This window comes from Neptuniibacter sp. SY11_33 (genome assembly GCF_047778025.1).
In the GTDB taxonomy this organism is placed as follows: domain Bacteria; phylum Pseudomonadota; class Gammaproteobacteria; order Pseudomonadales; family Balneatricaceae; genus Neptuniibacter.
In genome coordinates this window covers 1,976,475-1,995,726 of record NZ_CP180543.1, presented here as the reverse complement: position 1 = coordinate 1,995,726, position 19,252 = coordinate 1,976,475, and the positions used below count along the sequence as shown (strand labels likewise).

Sequence of the window (19,252 nt, the reverse complement as noted above, 5' to 3'; positions counted from 1 at the left end):
TTGGGTTACATCAAGTAGTAACTATTAGTTCTTCGGTAGTTTGAATACCCAGAAAGAACCGCCCTGTGATACAGGCTTAGTTAGGTCGGCCATGTCGCCACCCCATAGAGGTACCGCACCACCGTAACCGCTAGCTAGGCCGATGTACTGTTCGCCATCTTCTTCCCACGTGATAGGAGAAGATACGATGCCGGAGCCTGTCTGGAATTTCCAAAGCTCTTCGCCAGTCTTAGCGTCGAATGCTTTGAAGTAACCGTCACCAGTACCAGTGAAGATTAGGTTGCCTTTAGTAGCGAGAACGCCAGACCATAGAGGAAGTTTCTCTTTGTGAGACCAAACAATCTTACCAGTCTTCGGATCTACCGCACGAAGTACACCTACGTGGTCATCGTACATTTTTCTGATACGGAAGCCTTGACCTAGGTAAGCGGCACCACGCTTGTAGTGAACTTCTTCAGTCCAGTAGTCTTCTTTCCAGTGGTTGGCGCCAAGGTAGAATAGACCGGTGTCTTGGCTGTAAGCCATAGGGTTCCAGTTTTTACCGCCTAGGAAAGGAGGAGAAACTTCGATGGATTTACCTTTCTTCTTACCTGGTTCTGGAGCTGGTGGGCGTTGACCTTCAACTTCAACTGGACGACCAGTCTTAGGATCGATGTGAGTTGCCCAAGTTACGTTGTCCACGAATGGGAAGCCACGGATGAAATCACCGTTCTGACGGTCAACAACGTAGAAGAAACCGTTACGGTCAGCGTGAGCTGTCGCTTTGATTGTCTTGCCTTTGTCCTTGTATTCGAAAAGAACAAGTTCGTTGTTACCAGAGAAGTCCCAAGCATCGTTTGGAGTGTGCTGGTAGAACCACTTAACTTCACCAGTAGAAGGGTCTACTGCAACTTGGCCAGAAGTGTAAAGGCTGTCGTAGTCAGCTGGGTCGCCGCCTGGAGCGGTACGAGCCCAACCATTCCATGGTGCAGGGTTACCAGCACCTACGATGATTGTGTTTGTTTCAACGTCGAAGCTAGCAGACTGCCATGGTGCGCCGCCGCCGTGGCTCCATGCTTCAACTTTACCTGTTGGAGAGTTTGGATCATCAGGCCAAGACGGAGCTTTTGGATCACCCGTTGGTGTGCTCTTCTTGCCGTTAAGAGTACCGTAGTGACCCTCAACGAATGGGCGCATCCAGATCTCTTCGCCAGTCTTAGGATCGCGAGCGAATAATTTACCTACTACACCGAACTCATCACCAGAAGAACCGTGGATAAGCATTGCTTTACCAGTTTTCTGATCTTTGATGATCGTAGGCGCACCAGTCATAGTGTAACCTTCAGTGTGATCAGCAAATTTCTTCTTCCAAACGCGCTTACCAGTTTTCTTGTCTAGAGCTACGATGGCTGCATCAAGAGTACCGAAGTAAACAAGATCACCGAAGATTGCTGCGCCACGGTTAACTACGTCGCAGCAAGGGCGGATGTCGTCTGGTAGGCGGTAAGAGTAAGACCAGATTTTCTTACCGGTTTTAGCGTCTAGCGCAAACATTCGAGAGTAAGAACCCGTTACATAGATGATACCGTCATGTACTAGTGCTTGAGTTTCTTGGCCTCGCTGTTTCTCATCACCGAAAGAGAAAGACCATGCAGGAGTCAGTTTCTTAACGTTTTTATCGTTAATCTCTGTCATATCGCTCCAGCGCTGTGCTTTTGGTCCGATACCGTAACCTAGAACGTCTTCTGGAGTGTTGGCATCATTTTTGATGTCGTCCCAGGTAACTGGTTTAGCAGTAGCAGCGCCTGCCACTAAGCTAAGACCAATTGCAGCGCAAAGTGGTTTTAAGCCTGTCATGTTTATTTTTTTTGTCATTTTTATAAACCCTAGTGTTATAGGAAAGTCATAACTTGCGATTGAAATTCGCTGGTAACCATTCTCGGCTTATGGGTAGATATTCGACAACGGCAGGATTCCCTGTTAATCAGGGGTTAAGTCCTGTTTGTGCAGGATAAAATCCCGAGAGTATTAGGGAGAAGTCACGTACTAATAAAGAGGGACTAATGCTCAGGTATGGATAGATGGCGTACAAAATGCTACTTAGGTTGCAATCTGGGTCGACATTCCTACCAAGGGAGTAGTTTTTGGAACCCAAAGTACAATTCTTGCTGATTTTGCACACGCAATATCATATATGCAAACAGCTGGAGTGGGTGGCTTTGGCTTAATGTAGAGATGATCGTCAGGTATCTGAACACGCAGATATCCCTCAGTCAGTATTTCATTTAACTGGGGAAGACGAGAGTATAAAAACTAAAGTGGTGAAAAAAAGATGTCTATCAACAAGAAACTTTTGAGCATGACTACAGCGGGTATGTTAGCTGCAGTTATTTCTGGCCAGACAATGGCGCACGGTGATGTAACTCCACAGGCTATCGATGTAACAGGCCTAAAAGTTCTAGGTGAAGAGTGGGTTGATTCTAACCCTTACACTGAAGATTACGAGAACCGTGAACTAGCAGTTAAAATCGGTGAGTCTGCTTACACTCAGAACTGTGCACGTTGTCACGGTCTTGATGCAATCTCTGGTGGTATCGCACCAGACCTGCGTTACCTAGAGCCGGGTGTTGACGGTGACGAATGGTACTCTTACCGTGTTCAAAACGGTGCAGTACGTGACGGTCGTGTTTACATGCCAAAAATGGCAGAGCACCTAAGCCAAGAAGCTCTATGGGCTATCCGTGCTTGGTTAGAAACTCGCGCTACGGATGAGTAAGTTAAGCGCTTCTAACGCTATAATTTTCACTTGCGCCAGCCTGCTTAGCAGCCTGGCGCAAGCTCGTTATTACGACGATGTAATTGATAGCGGGTATATCAGGGTTGGTTTTTATCGTGATTTCCCACCATATTCCTATATGGAAAACGGCAAAGCTGTTGGTGTGGATGTCGAAGTCGGTAAGAAAATTGCTGAAAAGTTAGGCGTTGAATTCCGTGAGCATTGGATTACGCCAGATGAAAACCTTGAAGATGATTTAAGAAATAATGTCTGGAAAGGGCATTATCTCGATAAAGATGAAGAAAATGCATTAGCTCTGAAAACCATTGCTGATGTGATGATGCGTGTTCCGTACGATCGTGAATACAGCTATATGCAGGATTCAACTGGCGCCGTTATTAATGAAATGGTTGTCATGTTTGGTCCATATCAGCGTGAGAGCTGGAAGGTTGTTTACGATAGTGAAAAGTTAGATAACGTTTCTACAGTGGCGGTATTTCAGTATCACCCAGTAGGTGTGGAGATAGATAGTCTGCCTGCGTTTTATCTGACTTCAGCTTTTGGTGGACGAATGCGTGATAAGACGCACCACTATACTAATGCGCGTGAAGCGTTTAAAGGCATGGAATCTGGTGAGGTTGATGCTGTTATGGCAATGCGTGCCGAAGTAGATTGGTTAGTCAGTAAGTCGGGCGACAGTAAATTTAAGCTAGGCGTGAATGGTTATCCAAATATGGGTAAGCAGAAATGGGATATAGGAATGGCCGTTAAGCATACCTATAGACAGCTTGGCTATGCTGTAGGTGATGTTGTGGAAGCTATGGTTCGTTCCGGTGAAATGGAACAAGTCTACAGTAAGTACGGTCTCAGTTATGAGATGCCAGCTTTTTACCAGGATGTGAAATAGCTTTATACAGTAACGCTCGAGTAAATAGCATTCAAATAATAATAAGAGGATGCCATGTTGAAGCGAAATATTGCAGCACTTGTGATTAGTGCTGCTGTTCCAGTTGCTGGTTATTCGGATCAGCAAGACCCACTAGAGTCTCCTCTATGGGAACATATGCGTGCCAAGTTTATTGGTGATCAGGATTTTGTTTTTGATAGTAATGTCAAAGTAATAGTGCCTGAGTTTGCTGAAGATCCTACGCAGGTTCCTATTACAGTTAATGCTGAGGCGTTAGCTGGGAAGATCGATAAGATTGTTGTTTTTGCCGATCTTAATCCAATTCAGCATATTTTTACTTATTACCCCCATAAAGAGATTGTGCCTCGCCTTTCGATGCGCATTAAAGTCCAGCAGGGTACAGCCATTAGAGCAGCTGTACTTTCTAAGTCTGGTGTCTGGCATGTAGGTGGTGGTTACCTTGATGCTGCCGGGGGTGGGTGTACTACGCCGAGCGCTGCAGCTGCTAATAACTACTGGCAGGACCATCTCGGAGAAATGAAAAGTAAGTTTTTCCCGAGAGAGCAGGGTGGACGCTATAAACTTAAAGTCGTTCATCCGATGGATACCGGCTTAGTTAGTTCAATTCCTGAATTCTATATAGAAAATGTTGAGGTGCGTAATTCTGAAGGATTGCCGCTTGCAAAATTAGAGTTGTCACAGCCTGTCAGTGAAAATCCAGTGTTAACTTTTGATGTCAGAGATGGCTCTCAAGGCCATCGTATATGGATGCGCGACAATGGCGGTAATGAATTCGAGAATGCACTCTAGGAGTTGAATGATGAAAAAGTTGTTATTGGCGTTGTCTGTAACTGCAGTTATTCATTCTGCTTTCGCAGCGCCGCTCGCATATGATTTAAAACCTCAAAAAATTGCTGATAACACTTGGTTGTTGAAGGGTAAATTAGAAGACTTTTCAAAGAGCAATGGCGGCAATATTGTCAATACTGGTTTTATTGTTACAGAAGATGGTGTGGTGGTTATCGATACTGGGCCTTCGCTTAGATACGGTAAATCATTAAAAGAGGCTATTAAAAGTGTTACGGATAAGCCTATAAAAGTTGTTTTTAACACTCATCACCATCCTGATCACTTTTTGGGAAATCAGGCTTTTTCTGACGTAGATATTTTTTCACTCCCGGGCACGCAGCAGGGGATAGAGCTTCATGGAAATGCTTTCGCTGAAAATATGTACCGGCTAGTTGGTGATTGGATGCGGTCGACAGAGGCTATTCCGCCAACTAAAACTCTCGATGTTCAATTGATGGAGCTAGGCTCGCATAGATTACATTTGCTTCCTTTTACGGGTCATACCGGTTCAGATTTGGTTGTGTTAGATGAGAAAACTGGCGTAGTGTTTGCTTCTGATATGGTCTTCTATCAGCGAGCGTTAACCACTCCTCATACACCTGGTCTTCATCAATGGAAAAAAGAGATTCAGAAGTTAAGGGATCTTGATTATAAAATTATGGTGCCAGGTCATGGGCCGGTTGTTAAGGATGCTAGTGCTTTAGATCAAATGCTTGCCTATCTAGATTGGTTGGATCAAGTTTTAGAGCAGGCGGCAGAAGATGGATTAAGCATGACGGAAGTGATTAAGCTGCCGATCCCCAAAGATTTTGATGGTATTGCATTAAGTAAGCGGGAATTTGCCAGAACTGTTGCGCACCTTTATCCCAAATATGAAGAGCAGGCTTTTTGAGTCTGTTTTTTGTTTTAAATAGAAAAGCTCAAATTAAATCCTCTTTGCTTTGGTTTATTCCTTTCTTTGGCTAGTTAAGCGGCAATTCCTGTCTATACTCTTGTTTGTACTATGACTAATGGGCTATTGAATGGCTGCGTAAGCTGCTGAATTTACTTAAAAATAGCGGTATTACTACCAAGGGACTAGAAAAGTACTTCTGCTGTTTAATTGTTGTATTTGCTGTAAAACAAAACAATTGCCTTCATGATTCGGGAAAATTTCCCGGCTCTCTTCTCAACGCCAAAAAAAAAATATCCGTAGAGGAAGCGTACAATGAAAAAATTCGCACTGTCTGCTCTAGTTGCAGCGATGTCTGTGGCAGGCACAGCACAGGCTGGTGTTACTGATAAAGATATCGTTAACGACCAGATGACTGTTGAAGATGTTGTAACAAATGGTATGGGCCCACGTGGTCAGCGTTACAGCCCAATGACAAAAATCAACACTAAAACTGTTAAAGACATGCGTCCAGTATGGGCGTTCTCTTTCGGTGGTGAGAAGCAGCGTGGTCAGGAATCACAGCCTGTAGTTAAAGACGGTGTGATGTACGTTACCGCTTCTTACTCTCGTGTATTCGCTGTTGATGCAAACACTGGTGAAGAGCTTTGGGAATACAATGCACGTCTTCCTGATGGCATCATGCCTTGCTGTGACGTAATCAACCGTGGTGTTGCTCTATACGACGACCTAGTAATTTTCGGTACTCTAGACGCTAAACTAGTAGCTCTAAACGCTAAGACTGGTAAGGTTGTTTGGAAGAAGAAAGTAGAAGATTACAAAGCTGGTTACTCAATCACTGCAGCTCCTCTAATTGCTAAAGGTAAAGTAATCACTGGTGTATCTGGTGGTGAATTCGGTATCGTTGGTAAAGTAGAAGCTTACGATGCTAAGACTGGTAAACTTGCTTGGACTCGTCCAACAGTTGAAGGTCACATGGGTTACATCTGGAAAGATGGCAAGAAAATGGAAAACGGTATTTCCGGTGGTGAAGCAGGCAAAACTTGGCCTGGCGACCTTTGGAAGTCTGGTGGTGCTGCGACTTGGTTAGGCGGTACTTACGATCCTGAAGTTGACCTTCTATTCTTCGGTACTGGTAACCCAGCACCATGGAACTCTCACCTACGTCCTGGTGACAACCTATTCTCATCTTCTCGTCTAGCTATCGATCCAGATACTGGTAAGATCGCTTGGCACTTCCAGACTACTCCACACGATGGTTGGGATTACGATGGTGTAAACGAGTTGATCTCTTTTGACTATAAAGCTAACGGCAAAACTGTAAAAGCAGCAGCTACTGCTGACCGTAACGGTTTCATGTACGTTCTTAACCGTCAGAACGGTGATTTCATCCGTGGTTTCCCATTCGTAGATAAAATCTCTTGGGCTAAAGGCCTAGACGCTAAGACTGGTCGTCCAATTTATGACGATGCAAACCGTCCAGGTAACCCAGCTGATTCTAAAGATGGTAAGAAAGGTAATTCTGTTCTAGCTATTCCTTCTTTCCTAGGTGGTAAAAACTGGATGCCTATGGCATACAGCCAAGACACTGAGTTGTTCTACGTTCCTTCTAACGAATGGGCGATGGACATCTGGAATGAGCCAACTGCATACAAAAAAGGTGCAGCTTACCTAGGTGCTGGTTTCACAATCAAGCCTATGAACGACGAGTACATCGGTGTTCTACGTGCGATGGATCCAAAAACTGGTAAAGAAGTATGGCGTCACAAGAACTACGCTCCGCTATGGGGTGGTGTTCTTGCGACTAAAGGTAACCTAGTATTCTTCGGTACTCCTGAAGGTTACCTAAAAGGCCTAAACGCTAAGACTGGTAAGGTTGAATACGAATTCAACACAGGTTCTGGTATCGTAGGTTCTCCAATTACTTGGGAGCAGAACGGCGAGCAGTACCTATCAATCGTATCCGGTTGGGGTGGTGCAGTACCTCTATGGGGTGGTGAAGTAGCTAAACGTGTTAAGCACCTAAACCAGGGCGGCACAGTTTGGACATTCAAACTACCTAAGTAAGTTTTTAACTTACAACTGAGTGATATTTCGATATCACTCAGCCTGTCCCAGCAAAAAAGCCAGCATTTAGCTGGCTTTTTTTGTGCTTTAAATAAATCGCGATTAAATCAAATCAACGATGCTGTTAAAGGCAATAACTACGCGATCTTTTTGTCCGAAATAGGGTAGAGCTGAGTGCTTTAGGTAGGAAGGGAAGATGACAATCTGACCTTCTACTGGTTGGAAGTCCCAGAAGCCTTGTTGACTTAGATAAGCAGTACCTGCATCACCATAATGATCGGCATTGTTGCGAGGATCATAAAAGCGATTGATACCGTTGCGAGTGCCTAATTCACACTCACCGACATCTAAATAATAGATTCCGCACCAAGAACAATTAGGGTGCGAGTGGATATCATGGTATCCACCATCCTTAGTGACATGAAACCAGGATTCAATGATGGTTGCATCACCCTCAGCGCCTTCGGGCCAGTATGGCATATTAACCTGTGTGGCAATGGCAGAAAGTAATTCCTCGAGCATGCGCCTAAGCTCAATGATTACAGGCTCATTGGACTCAAGAAAGCAGAGTTTGCTTTCAAATAGCTGATGCTTTGCATTTACGGCTACTTCGCTGGCAACGGCTTTGGTTTGATTGTGAAGCTTTTGATAGCTGTAGATGTGCTTAAGAAGATCTTCTTTTAAGAACTCGTGATCAGGGTTTGTCGTAACAAACAGTGGTGAGGTCCAAGTGTTGATGGATTCAATTTCTGGGCTTTCTGAATACATGATCCGATTCCAAGTTAAGAGACCGGATCATTTTAATCTTGTGGTTGTTATTTAGCTATGTGAGAAGTTAGGTCATTTGTCCTGCATCAGTTGATCGTTTTTAAGATCAGGGGTGCCCACCCAGCTAACCTCTAATTCATAAGAAATGGATCGTGCTAAACCATCCAGGTCAGGGAAAAGGGTCGCGCTACTGATATTCATTCGATAAAGCGCTTCCATCGCCTCTTTTCTTATTTCAGGGCTGAGGATAATTTTAGCAAGTAGTGGCTGATCGTATTCGTAGTTGTTTAATAGCTCTTCCACTGAAACGTCAATTCTTCCCGGGAGCATGAAAGTACCTGCTTGGGCGACGATTCTCCGATCCATCGACCATGGTTCACCTGGCCAGACAATCGGATAGTTATTTGAAAGGTAATATTTGCCAAGGCTGTCAGTCGTACGAGGGTCAATTGCATCTCGTGTGAGCTCGGGTAAGCCTGGTGGCGTTGCTTTATGCCACAGGGCAGGAGTATTTACTGCATAAACGGCAGCAGGCGTTGTGCAGGATTGTAGAGCGAAATAGCTGGCGACGTAGGGTGACTTAGTAAAGTCTAAAAGCCGTGTTGGTGCGCCGTGGTGTTGCATAAGGGCCAAGCAACGAAAATCATCTTTAAGTGCGCTGGTATCATTTAGAAAATAGTGAGCTTTACGTTTAAATACACGAATGGCCCTGCTTTCTCGTTCATGCCATTTGCTTTGGGGTACAAACTGTTTGAGGCGTCTAGTCAGCGAGCTTTCAAGGCTCCATTCTGCATCTCTTTGCCCGCGAAAGGCCCAGCCGCGGAGTTCTTCCGACTCAACTAAAGCAAGAAATTCTTGCCAAGTAGATACTTGGTATAACTTCGTCATAGTTCCAGCCTCGTGATTTATTCGCCTTGAAAATTCCTTATAGCATAAGACTATAGCTAATTGATGTTTATTTATATCGGAGGTGATCTTTGTAAATCGGATGTTCTGTCACGGATTGTCTTTGTTAATCAGTAGGTTAGTACCTGATCTTTTGCGTGGTCTTAGCTAGATCTCTGAAACCCCGTAGGGGTGGGTCCTCGATAACTAGTACTAAATAATTAATTTTTCAATGCCAAGGGATGATACCTGTAATTCTTGCTGGATAGCTAATATTGGTTGGTAAAGTAAATTAACTGTCAGTAGAGACGGCAGTAAGATAAATATAAAGAGGCACTTAGAAGATGATTTACGCTAAGCCGGGTACAGAAGGTTCAGTTGTTTCCTTTAAAGAACGTTATGGCAACTTCATTAACGGTGAGTGGGTAGCTCCTGTTAAAGGTGAATACTTCACCAATAACTCGCCTGTAACTGGTGAACCAATTTGTGAAATTCCACGTTCAACTGCTGAAGATATCGAATTGGCATTGGACGCTGCTCACGCTGCACAAGAGTCTTGGGGCAAAACTTCTCCAATCGAACGTCAGAACGTTCTACTGAAGTGTGCTGAGCTAATCGACGCTAACCTAGAGCGTTTGGCTGTATCTGAAACTTGGGACAACGGTAAAGCAGTACGTGAAACACTAGCTGCAGACGTTCCACTAATGGCAGATCACTTCCGTTACTTCGCTGGTTGTATCCGTGCTCAAGAAGGTTCTATCGGTGAAATCGACGAAACTACAGTGGCATACCACTTCCACGAGCCACTAGGTGTTGTTGGTCAGATCATCCCTTGGAACTTCCCTCTACTGATGGCTGCATGGAAAATTGCTCCAGCATTAGCAGCAGGTAACTCTATTGTTCTTAAGCCAGCTGAAGCGACTCCAGTATCTATCCTTATCTTGATGGAGTGCATCGCAGAAGCTCTACCAGCAGGCGTACTAAACGTTGTAAACGGTTTTGGTGGTGAAGCTGGTCAAGCACTAGCATCTAGCACTCGTATCGCTAAGATCGCATTCACTGGTTCTACTCCAGTTGGTTCGCACATCATGAAATGTGCTGCAGAGAACATTATCCCATCTACAACAGAGCTTGGCGGTAAGTCTCCTAACGTATATTTCAATGACGTTATGGCACAAGACGATGAGTTCGTAAGCAAAGCGGTAGAAGGTGCGGTACTAGCATTCTTCAACCAGGGTGAAGTATGTACTTGTCCTTCTCGTCTTCTAGTTCAAGAAGATATTGCTGATGAGTTCCTGGCTAAAGTTGTTGAGCGCATGGGTCAGATCAAGCGTGGTAACCCACTAGATACTGAAACAATGGTTGGTGCTCAGGCTTCTCAAGAGCAGTTCGACAAGATCCTAGGTTACATCGACATCGGTCGTGACGAAGGTGCTGAAGTACTAGCAGGCGGCGGTATCGAAAAACTAGATGGTGATTACGGTAGCGGTTACTACATCAAGCCAACTCTTCTTAAAGGTACAAACGACATGCGCGTTTTCCAAGAAGAGATCTTTGGTCCTGTAGTTTCTGTAACTACATTTAAAGACGAAGCTGAAGCTCTAGCTATCGCTAACGACACTGAGTTCGGTCTTGGTGCGGGCGTATGGTCACGTGATACTAACATTGCTTACCGCATGGGTCGTGGTATCCAGGCTGGTCGAGTATGGATGAACTGCTACCACCTATACCCAGCACACGCTGCGTTCGGCGGTTACAAGAAGTCTGGTGTAGGTCGTGAGACTCACAAGATGATTCTTGAGCACTACCAGCAAACTAAGAACATGTTGGTTAGCTACAGCGAAAGTCCTCTAGGCTTCTTCTAAGCGGAAGTCCACGAGAGCTGGTATCTGAACATTGCTAGCTCTCAAGCAAGCTATTTCAAGTAGCTTCTCGCGTTTATTGCGGCCCCTTTGAGGGCCGCTTTTTTATGTATTGTCCATGCCTAGGCTTAGAGTATTGGTGTAATTTGTACTTTAGGTCTGTCTCATTTCCCGAAAACCTTGATATTAATTTTTAGATGTTAAGCTTGTTTAACACTCTGATTTAAAAGGGAGGTTTTCGTGCGTAATACTTTATCCATTATTATTTTAAGTTTGATCTCTGTGAGTGCTTTAGCCTCTGTAAAAGACTATCAAGTAAAGCGGCTGATAATGATGAAGTCGGATTGTGTAGAGCAGAGTTTAGAGCGCAATGAGTCCGAAAACGGTGGCCTACTGTTTGTTGCACAATGCAAAAACCTTAGTCATTACCCAGATGGTGTAAAGGTCCTTTGTGAGGACCCAGAAGATGAGCGTAGCTGTAAACTTCAAACGAAAGCCAAGTCCTATGATCATCTTCGCTTACTGCAATCAAATTAGGATCTCTCATTATGTTTGTTAAGAAGTGCTTTATAGCGACTCTTGTGTCCACTGGCTTGCTGGCAGCATCTTTATCTGTATCTGCTGATGTGAATACGGCATTTGAGCAATGCAGGGCTATAGTGCAGCCAGACAGGCGTTTGGAGTGTTACGATAATTTAGATTTGAAGGCGTTGAGTGCAAAGAAGCCTAATTTTGCAGGTAAGCGTACAGCTAAAACGGAGATGTTTAAGATCTCTGAACCTACCCAATTAAGGTTTCAGAGTGATGGTGCCATTTTTGTATTAGCGTTACACGATAGTGAAGATAATATCGTTCAAAACCTCCACATAGGTGGAGGTGGTGAAGATACTTATTTGATCGAAGAGGCTGGCGATTATTATCTGCGTGTCAATGGATCTACTACATGGCGTATTTGGTTAGAAAAGCCATAATTTCCGTTTAGTAATCTACAAACCTTTACTATTGCCGCCAATACGATAGATTAGCAGGTCTTCATCGTCGAGGACCTTGAAGGCCGCTGTTGTCGCTGCGTTATTGGGTATTTGGTATTCATGATCAGAAAGCTTTTCAGCTGTATAAAGTTGTTCTGGCGGGTTAAGCATCAGCTCTACAAACTGTTCTGTAGACCAAGTGTAAGTTTTGACGGGTAGGCCATATGCTTTGGCGACTGTGAGCTCGTCGGATGAGCTACCAATTAGATCAAGGTAATAGCACTCGGTAACATGGCACATCAGCCCCATTCTTGTATCTATTAAGTAGCTATCTGCGGGTAAGGTTCTTGGAATGCTATAGCAACCGCCTAATGCGATTAAACAAAGGCCTGTGATTATCTTTTTCATTAGCCTGTCTCTTTCTATTTGTCTTGTTATAACTATCTTACGTATTGTTGTAGCGTTTGGACTCTGTCTGTATAGATAAGTTTGGATAAATTATAGATCGTGTAATATTTATAGATGCTAGATACATAATGTACTGTTTCTCGTCCAATAATCCTGCCTGCTGCGATTTCAACATTTCCAAACCATACGTTTGGATCTAATCCCATTTTAGTTGTTAGTTTTTGCATTTTGCGTAGATTACCAGGGCCGGCGTTGTAGGCGGCTAAGCTTAAGAGAAAACGGTTGATGGGTGTTATCTCTTCAGAGGGTAAATAGTGTCGAGATAGGAAATTCATATACTTTGCACCCGCATGTATATTGTTATCTACCTTATGTATCTCTTTGATATTCACATTTGGATCGGCTGCAGTCGAAGGCAGCAACTGCATTACTCCGACTGCACCCTTATGGCTTTTGGTGTCTTGTTTGAGTTGGGATTCCTGATAAGCCTGCGCCGCTAATGCAAGAGGGTCTAATTGGTACTTTTCTGCGTATTTTTCAAAATGAGGTAGCAAGCGTATTAAGCGGTCGCGCTCCAAATCCAGCAGGGGGTTTGTTATTCGTTTTGTTGAGCCTAGGTAGCGTTTTATTAAGATATTGCCGAGAAGAGAGCCTTTCTGAACGTTCGAATGGATAAATTCATTCAGGCTGTCCTGAAGAAGCGGGGTCTGTTTTCTGACTCCCCAACCTAGACTGTTCTTTTTACTTAAACTAATTTGTTCAACAATCTCTAAATTGGTTAGGGCTTTAAGCCATAGTTTGGCTTTGTAATCATCAATGATGGTGTAATTATAAATACCCGTATTGACGATTTCTAAAATATCCTCGCTAAGTAATGTGCTATCAGCCTCGATTATACGAATAGCATTATCTTTAAAAACTGCTTGTTTATTTAATCGATGCAGGTGCTCTGCGTAGCTGCTTCCTTTCAGAACAAGAATAGTCTTTCCTGCAAGGCCTTCTAATGATTCAATTTTTGGTGCGGTTTTGTGGCTGACAATAACTTCGGTTACTTCGGAATATTTACTCTTTGTGAAATCTATCAGTTTCTTTCTTTCATCAGTCGCTGTTAGTAGTGCTGCGCTAATGTCGCCTTTGCCTTGGATGAGAGAGGGGATTAGTTGATCAAAGGTAACAGGAATATAGACAATCTTTGTTTTGTCTATCTCTTTCTTAATCCCTTTATTTAGATGGTTTTCGTAGTTTTGTAGCAGTTCGGCTTGTAGTCCTTTGATCTTACCGTTATGAATGAAAAAGTCGGTCTTGCTATATGTGACCAAGGCTCTTATTAGCTTTCGCTCTTTCATTTCATCAAGATCGCCCCAGAAAGGCTCTAGTTTATCAGTAGAAAGGATGCCTTTTGGAATCAGTTCTGTCGTTGCTAATGCTTCAGGGGGAGTAATAGAATTTTTAGGATGAGTTATGGTTTTGGTTTTATTGGGAGGAAAGCTTGGATTTTCTGAGCTGTCACAACCAGTGATTAGGTATGAGCATGTGAGCAAGTAGCTGAAGAGAAGTATTTGTTTGATCAATGCTTTTGCCTCACAAGTCAATTACCTTGCCGGGATTCATAATGTTGTTTGGATCCAAAGCCCGTTTAACAAGTTTCATGCTGTTTATGCAGGTGTCATGCTCATCCAGCAGATATTGTTTTTTACCAAAGCCGATTCCGTGTTCACCAGTACAAGTGCCGCCTAGTGCTAGGGCGTTACGTACGATCTTTTCTGCCAGAGCTTTAGCGGCTTGATGTTGGTTGTGATTGTCTGGATCGAAAACAATTAGGACGTGGTAGTTACCGTCACCAACATGGCCAACGATTGGGCAGGGTAAGTTGCTTAACTCAGCATCTGCTTCAGCTTGTAAGATGCTTCTAGCTAGAGCTGAAATTGGAACGCATACATCGGTTGTTAGCACTTTACCGTTAGGGATAATCTGATGAGCCGCATTGTAAGCATTGTGTCTTGCTTGCCAAAGGCGGTTGCGATCTTCGGTGTTTTCAGCCCAGATAAATTCACTACCGCCGAATTCATTGCAGATATCTTTCAGGAGTGTAATGTCTTCTTCGATCTTGGTTTTAGAACCGTGAAACTCAATAAATAGGGTCGGTGCAGCAGCAAGTTCGTGTAGCTGAGAAAATTCAATGCAAGCTTCCATTTGGGCCTTGTTAAGCAATTCTATTCGGGCAAGGGGAATAGACAGCTGCATGGCATTGATAACTGTATCAGTTGCATCAGCCACGGTTTTAAAGCTGCATACAGCTGAGCGAATGATTTCGGGAATAGGGTGGAGACGAAGTTGAATCTCTGTGATAACGCCTAAGGTGCCTTCAGAGCCAACTAGCAATTGCGTTAAGTTGTAACCTGCTGAACTTTTGCGGCTACGTGTGCCTGTTTTTATAATTTCGCCTTCAGGTGTAACCACAGTTAAACCGATAACGGCATCTAGCATGGTGCCGTAACGTACGGCATTAGTGCCCGAGGCTTGTGTTGCAGCCATACCGCCAATACTCGCGTTAGCACCAGGATCAACTGGGAAAAATAATCCATCATAGCGCAAGGCTAGATTGAGCACTTCTCTAGTTACACCTGCTTGAACGCGACAATCCATATCCGCAGCATTGATTTCTATTACCTGATCCATTTCTGAAAGATCGATGGATATGCCACCGTTGACGGCGAGTAGATGCCCTTCGACAGAAGAGCCAACGCCAAAAGGAATGACCGGAATCTTATATTGATTGCAGAGTTTGACGACTTGAGCGACTTCTTCATTACTGAAAGGATAGACAACTGCATCAGGCGCGATACAGCCATAGCTATCTTCGCCTTGGCCATGCTGTTCACATACAGGTTTAGATAGGTCGATTCGATCACTAAATGTAGTGGCTAATTCAGTGATAACTTTCTTTAGATCAGCTTGAGAATAACGTTTATGCGCACGCATAGGTCATCAGCTCGTATTTTTATTGTTGTCACTACATTAAAGCAATAAATTATCAATAAGAACAAGCTATTAGGATGATAAGTATCTGGGTATACATGCCAAATATAGAGAGTTGGGCTTTCCTTTGCCCGGCAGCTCGTATCCGTGAACGCTGCCTATTATTGAGTGCGATTGTTAAATTAGCGTGACAAGGTCAGTTTTTTTAACTCTTCTATAATCAACGATCGAATGAAGGCAGTAAATTCTTCAGGTTGCTGTGCAGGGTCAACCAGGTCAATAAGACTGGTTGCGACCTCAGGTTTAAAGCGACGATCATTTCCAGCTAGTCGGTAAAAGCGATTAACCCAATGGGTGCCATTTTCGGCGTCAACATCGACCATCAGCATCGCTTGGGCAAGCACTCCTTGTTTAATATTTTTGTTGTTAGGTGGTGACAGCATGATTTTCTGTGCTGTACCAGTAATCTTGAGACCGCCTACATTGAGATTGTAGCGGCCATCACAATATGAGCCTTCTGTGCTGCCATATTCTGCATTAAGTCCGATCTGGGATAGTGCACGTTTAATGGGTTCACATAAGGCGATATAGACCGTATCTAAATCAAAAGCTTGATCTATACGCTGCGGAAATATAATAGCTAGGTTGATGATGCCTTGTTGCAGAGGAACTGCGGTACCGCCGCTATCACGGACGATAACGGGCCAGTGCTCTTGTTTGAGTTGTTGGCAGGCTTGATCATAGTTTGGGAATCGAGTTTCCTTTCTAGTGGCAACTAGGCATTGGGTTGTTTCCCAAATGCGTGCGGTTGCTCCCCGTTTAGTTTGTGCGACCTCTTTTAATAAGGCGAAATCTTGTTCAAGAGCTTGTATAGGATTGCAGCAGATTGGCTCATCGATAATTCGCCATCTTTTTTGTTGGGTGAAAATATCTGTAAAACTGGTCTCAGACATTAAAGCTCCGAATAAACGATTAGGGGTTGTTCATGCATTTGATGATGCTATGATCGCCCTCAAATTTATAGCACGCTGAATAATCTAAATGAACAAAACAATTCCTGCAGCCAACGTAGATAACTTGAGCACTTGGGTAAAGTATAAGAGTAGTCACTGCGATTCTTGCAGAGGCACTTGCTGTAGCTTGCCTGTAGAGGTTCGCTTTAGTGATTTAGTAAGAATGGGTGTAGTGGATGAATTTGAGGCAGGTGAGCCTGCGAAGCGTTTAGCTAAGCGTTTGATGAAACAGGGTGTGGTAGGGCACTTTAATCATAAATCAGAGATTTACACTCTATCGCGCTATGCTAATGATGATTGTATCTATCTAGATCAAAAAACAAGATTATGTACTATCTACTTGCAACGCCCTGATACATGTAGAAATCACCCTAAGGTGGGCCCTAAGCCGGGTTTCTGTGCTTATCAGCCCAAATAGATCAGAATATGAACCGACCTATCTTATATTCATTTCGCCGCTGCCCTTATGCAATTAGAGGGCGTTTAGCTATTGCTCAATCTGGTGTTGAAGTAGAGCTAAGAGAGATAGTTCTTCGAGATAAGCCCGAACATATGCTGGAAATTTCACCTAAAGGTACGGTTCCAGTTCTATTGCTTCCTGATGGCACTGTCATAGATGAGAGCTTAGATATCATGCATTGGGCATTGGCTCAAAATGATTCAGACGCTTGGCTTGATGCTGATAGCAAACAGATTGATCAATTGATCCAGGCAAATGATCTTGAGTTTAAAAGCTGGTTAGATAAGTACAAATACTCTGATCGTCATCCAGAGCGTGAACAGACCTATTATCGTAACAAATGTGAGTTATGGTTGGTTCAATTAGAAAAGCTCTTAAATAAGAACAGAGGAACTCTACTAGCCGGTGGGAAATCGTTAGCTGATTATGCGATTTTACCGTTCATTAGGCAATTTGCGCATGTAGATCTCGATTGGTTTAACACAGCAGATTATCCGCATGTGCAGAATTGGCTATCAGATTTTAAAGAATCAGATCTCTTTCTTCGTGCAATGAAGAAATATAAACCTTGGAATGAATCACAAGAGTTTATTGTGTTTCCAGAATAGATATCTTACGAGATGGACAAGGATGCTATGACCCTAAGTTATAAACTAAAAAACAAACTAAAACCTACGACCGCAGCCGAGAAAGAACAGAATCTTGGAGAAGCGGCAGCGACATTATGTGATCCTGACAATAAGGCATGGTGTGATGCATGTAAGGATCTATTACTACAAAAAGTGACGGTTGAAGGCGAGTGTGCTTTTCGCAAACCAAGTACGGAAAGTTAACCGCAGTTTTATGCTTTAAAAAAAGGGGGAGCCAAATGGCTCCCCTTGTTGTTTTTATTGTTTATTTTTAATGAGCTGCTTTAACTCTTCTATCTGCTTAGAAAGATCTTCGATGGTTAAGTCGCCATCTGCCAGTGCTTTTTCTTTGGCTTCTTCGGCGTGTTCATTCTCCATCACATTAACCACGATACCGATCACCATGTTTAGAAACGCAAATGTGGTTAGGAAGATAAAGGTTAAATAGAAAATCCAACTGAATGAATACACTTCCATGGTTTCATACATTACATCTGTCCAGTCCTCAAAGGTCATAACCCGGAACAGAGTTAACATTGAAATTGAGATATCGCCCCAAAGAGTTGGGTTTATTTGAGCAAAGAATGAAGCGCCGATAGCGGCATAAATGTAGAAAATAATGAACATCAGCAAGATTACGTAGCCGAGCTGCGGTAGAGCTTTGAGCAGAGAGTTAAGTAGTAAACGCAGTTCTGGGACCATAGAAACCATTCGTAAAACACGGAAAATACGGATCAGTCGACCGATCAGTGCCATTTCACTGTCTTGGATTGGAATTAAGCTGACTACAACAATAACTGTGTCAAAGACGTTCCAGGGATTCTTAAAGAAATTTTTCTTATTTGGTTCACCAATAAAGCGTACCGATATTTCAACTAGGAAGAATAGAGTGATACCGGTATCAAGCCAGCTAATAAGCGTTAATACATGGTCAGGGATATCGTAGGTCTTTGCGCCAATAACCAAGGCAGAAAAGATAATGACCGCCACAACAAAAAATTCAAATATACGATTGTTGCGAAGTTTAAAGAATTTATCCTGAAGGGTTAGCGTGCTCATGGTGACCTAAACTCGAGTAAATAATTCAGCGTGAACTTTACTGTTGTTTGGCAAGGTTGAATAGATCTTTTAGTGAAAAAATGCAGATCTTTATTGAGTCTTAAGAGGATGATATCTGCCTGACATTTATCAGGCAGTTGGATGATAAAAACAGTTCTGAAGGAGCGTTTTTAATCCAATTACCATGTGAAATACTTGCGCAAATTTTCAGTATTGCACCTTGATAAAGGAGTTAGGTGATGAGAAAGGTTGAGCAGGGATTATGGTCATTAAGGTGGATTATGCTTTTGACCGTTTTTTCAGTAATGGCCGGTGCATTGTTGCTGGTGGGCTTTGTGATTTATGACTTTGTTCACTTAGCGCAAGTAGCCTTCTCAGAAGGTATTGGTTTGAATGCGCGGACTGAGCTGTTAATGATCCTTATCGAAATCATTGATCAGGCATTGATGGCCGGTGTGATGTTGATGTTTGGCTTTGGTATTTACGAAATCTTTATCAGTAAGATGAATGTTGAAGGTGGTAGCAGTCAACGACCCAAATTGCTGGTTATTGAGAGTATTGATCAGCTCAAAGGCAAATTGGGCGCTATGGTTATCATGATGCTGATTGTTAAATTTTTATCTTTAAGTACAGAGATGGAAATATCTCAGCCATCAGACCTTCTTATGTATGCAGCATCAGTAGCTTTACTCGGTTTAGCTTTGTTCTTAACTAATGCCAAAATGAAAGACAAGCAAGCTAAATAAAT

20 protein-coding genes are annotated in these 19,252 nt (G+C 43.2%); 12 read left to right on the top strand and 8 right to left on the bottom strand.

All coding sequences use genetic code 11. The annotated features are described in order from the left end of the window. Window positions 1-24: 24 nt before the first annotated feature. Entirely contained in the window at window positions 25-1,854 is a 1,830-nt protein-coding gene (gene exaA, locus ACMXYV_RS09495; RefSeq protein ID WP_415888262.1) for a quinoprotein ethanol dehydrogenase, read from the bottom strand. Window positions 1,855-2,311: 457 nt separating this feature from the next. On the opposite strand from exaA, the gene pedF reads away from it, so the two are divergent. From pedF to ACMXYV_RS09470, 5 genes are all read left to right on the top strand, one after another. Beyond that, on the top strand, window positions 2,312-2,755 hold the full coding sequence (gene pedF / locus ACMXYV_RS09490; RefSeq protein ID WP_415888261.1) for a cytochrome c-550 PedF: 444 nt from the start codon (window positions 2,312-2,314) through the stop codon (window positions 2,753-2,755). Further along, window positions 2,748-3,662 carry a substrate-binding periplasmic protein gene (locus ACMXYV_RS09485; protein WP_415888260.1) on the top strand — a complete coding sequence of 305 codons (915 nt, stop codon included), beginning with the start codon at window positions 2,748-2,750 and terminating at the stop codon, window positions 3,660-3,662. Before pedF ends, ACMXYV_RS09485 begins: the two co-directional genes overlap by 8 nt. A gap of 54 nt (window positions 3,663-3,716) precedes the next feature. Next, window positions 3,717-4,472, top strand: coding sequence for a quinoprotein dehydrogenase-associated SoxYZ-like carrier (locus ACMXYV_RS09480; RefSeq protein ID WP_415888259.1), 756 nt, complete (start codon window positions 3,717-3,719; stop codon window positions 4,470-4,472). A gap of 10 nt (window positions 4,473-4,482) precedes the next feature. Beyond that, complete coding sequence (locus ACMXYV_RS09475) at window positions 4,483-5,403, top strand: quinoprotein relay system zinc metallohydrolase 1 (protein ID WP_415888258.1); 921 nt, start codon at window positions 4,483-4,485, stop codon at window positions 5,401-5,403. 315 nt (window positions 5,404-5,718) lie between these two features. Next, window positions 5,719-7,470, top strand: coding sequence for a PQQ-dependent methanol/ethanol family dehydrogenase (locus ACMXYV_RS09470; RefSeq protein WP_415888257.1), 1,752 nt, complete (start codon window positions 5,719-5,721; stop codon window positions 7,468-7,470). Between the two features lie 102 nt (window positions 7,471-7,572). Here the strand turns inward: ACMXYV_RS09470 and ACMXYV_RS09465 are convergent, their stop codons facing one another. Then, on the bottom strand, window positions 7,573-8,238 hold the full coding sequence (locus tag ACMXYV_RS09465; protein ID WP_415888256.1) for a putative 2OG-Fe(II) oxygenase: 666 nt from the start codon (window positions 8,236-8,238) through the stop codon (window positions 7,573-7,575). A gap of 72 nt (window positions 8,239-8,310) precedes the next feature. Beyond that, window positions 8,311-9,126 (bottom strand): FRG domain-containing protein, encoded by an 816-nt coding sequence (locus ACMXYV_RS09460; protein ID WP_415888255.1) that lies wholly within the window; start codon window positions 9,124-9,126, stop codon window positions 8,311-8,313. Between the two features lie 341 nt (window positions 9,127-9,467). Between ACMXYV_RS09460 and ACMXYV_RS09455 the strand changes: the two genes are divergently transcribed. From ACMXYV_RS09455 to ACMXYV_RS09445, 3 genes are all read left to right on the top strand, one after another. Further along, on the top strand, window positions 9,468-10,988 hold the full coding sequence (locus ACMXYV_RS09455; RefSeq protein WP_415888254.1) for an aldehyde dehydrogenase family protein: 1,521 nt from the start codon (window positions 9,468-9,470) through the stop codon (window positions 10,986-10,988). 237 nt (window positions 10,989-11,225) lie between these two features. Beyond that, window positions 11,226-11,522 carry a hypothetical protein gene (locus ACMXYV_RS09450; protein WP_415888253.1) on the top strand — a complete coding sequence of 99 codons (297 nt, stop codon included), beginning with the start codon at window positions 11,226-11,228 and terminating at the stop codon, window positions 11,520-11,522. Between the two features lie 11 nt (window positions 11,523-11,533). Next, window positions 11,534-11,956 carry a hypothetical protein gene (locus ACMXYV_RS09445; RefSeq protein ID WP_415888252.1) on the top strand — a complete coding sequence of 141 codons (423 nt, stop codon included), beginning with the start codon at window positions 11,534-11,536 and terminating at the stop codon, window positions 11,954-11,956. 15 nt (window positions 11,957-11,971) lie between these two features. On the opposite strand, the gene ACMXYV_RS09440 is transcribed toward ACMXYV_RS09445, so the two are convergent. The 4 genes from ACMXYV_RS09440 to ACMXYV_RS09425 form a co-directional block, all read right to left on the bottom strand. Next, entirely contained in the window at window positions 11,972-12,364 is a 393-nt protein-coding gene (locus ACMXYV_RS09440; protein ID WP_415888251.1) for a hypothetical protein, read from the bottom strand. A 32-nt stretch (window positions 12,365-12,396) separates the two neighbouring features. Next, complete coding sequence (locus tag ACMXYV_RS09435; protein WP_415888250.1) at window positions 12,397-13,935, bottom strand: transglycosylase SLT domain-containing protein; 1,539 nt, start codon at window positions 13,933-13,935, stop codon at window positions 12,397-12,399. A 10-nt stretch (window positions 13,936-13,945) separates the two neighbouring features. Beyond that, a complete protein-coding gene (locus tag ACMXYV_RS09430) occupies window positions 13,946-15,346 on the bottom strand; it encodes an FAD-binding oxidoreductase (protein WP_415888249.1) in 1,401 nt (466 codons plus the stop codon). Between the two features lie 179 nt (window positions 15,347-15,525). After that, window positions 15,526-16,296: a biotin/lipoate A/B protein ligase family protein gene (locus tag ACMXYV_RS09425; RefSeq protein ID WP_415888248.1), complete on the bottom strand. Its 771-nt coding sequence runs from the start codon at window positions 16,294-16,296 to the stop codon at window positions 15,526-15,528. A gap of 88 nt (window positions 16,297-16,384) precedes the next feature. Between ACMXYV_RS09425 and ACMXYV_RS09420 the strand changes: the two genes are divergently transcribed. From ACMXYV_RS09420 to ACMXYV_RS09410, 3 genes are read left to right on the top strand one after another with little or no spacing between them, the layout of a single operon-like run. Continuing rightward, entirely contained in the window at window positions 16,385-16,774 is a 390-nt protein-coding gene (locus ACMXYV_RS09420) for a YkgJ family cysteine cluster protein (protein ID WP_415888247.1), read from the top strand. A gap of 8 nt (window positions 16,775-16,782) precedes the next feature. Then, the gene (locus tag ACMXYV_RS09415; RefSeq protein ID WP_415888246.1) at window positions 16,783-17,424 is read left to right on the top strand and encodes a glutathione S-transferase; all 642 of its coding nucleotides are present in this window, start codon (window positions 16,783-16,785) and stop codon (window positions 17,422-17,424) included. A 27-nt stretch (window positions 17,425-17,451) separates the two neighbouring features. Beyond that, window positions 17,452-17,649 (top strand): hypothetical protein, encoded by a 198-nt coding sequence (locus ACMXYV_RS09410; RefSeq protein WP_415888245.1) that lies wholly within the window; start codon window positions 17,452-17,454, stop codon window positions 17,647-17,649. Window positions 17,650-17,703: 54 nt separating this feature from the next. Here the strand turns inward: ACMXYV_RS09410 and ACMXYV_RS09405 are convergent, their stop codons facing one another. Next, the gene (locus ACMXYV_RS09405) at window positions 17,704-18,504 is read right to left on the bottom strand and encodes an ion transporter (protein ID WP_415888244.1); all 801 of its coding nucleotides are present in this window, start codon (window positions 18,502-18,504) and stop codon (window positions 17,704-17,706) included. Between the two features lie 239 nt (window positions 18,505-18,743). Between ACMXYV_RS09405 and ACMXYV_RS09400 the strand changes: the two genes are divergently transcribed. Then, window positions 18,744-19,250 (top strand): YqhA family protein, encoded by a 507-nt coding sequence (locus ACMXYV_RS09400; protein WP_415888243.1) that lies wholly within the window; start codon window positions 18,744-18,746, stop codon window positions 19,248-19,250. The last annotated feature ends 2 nt before the right edge of the window (window positions 19,251-19,252 follow it).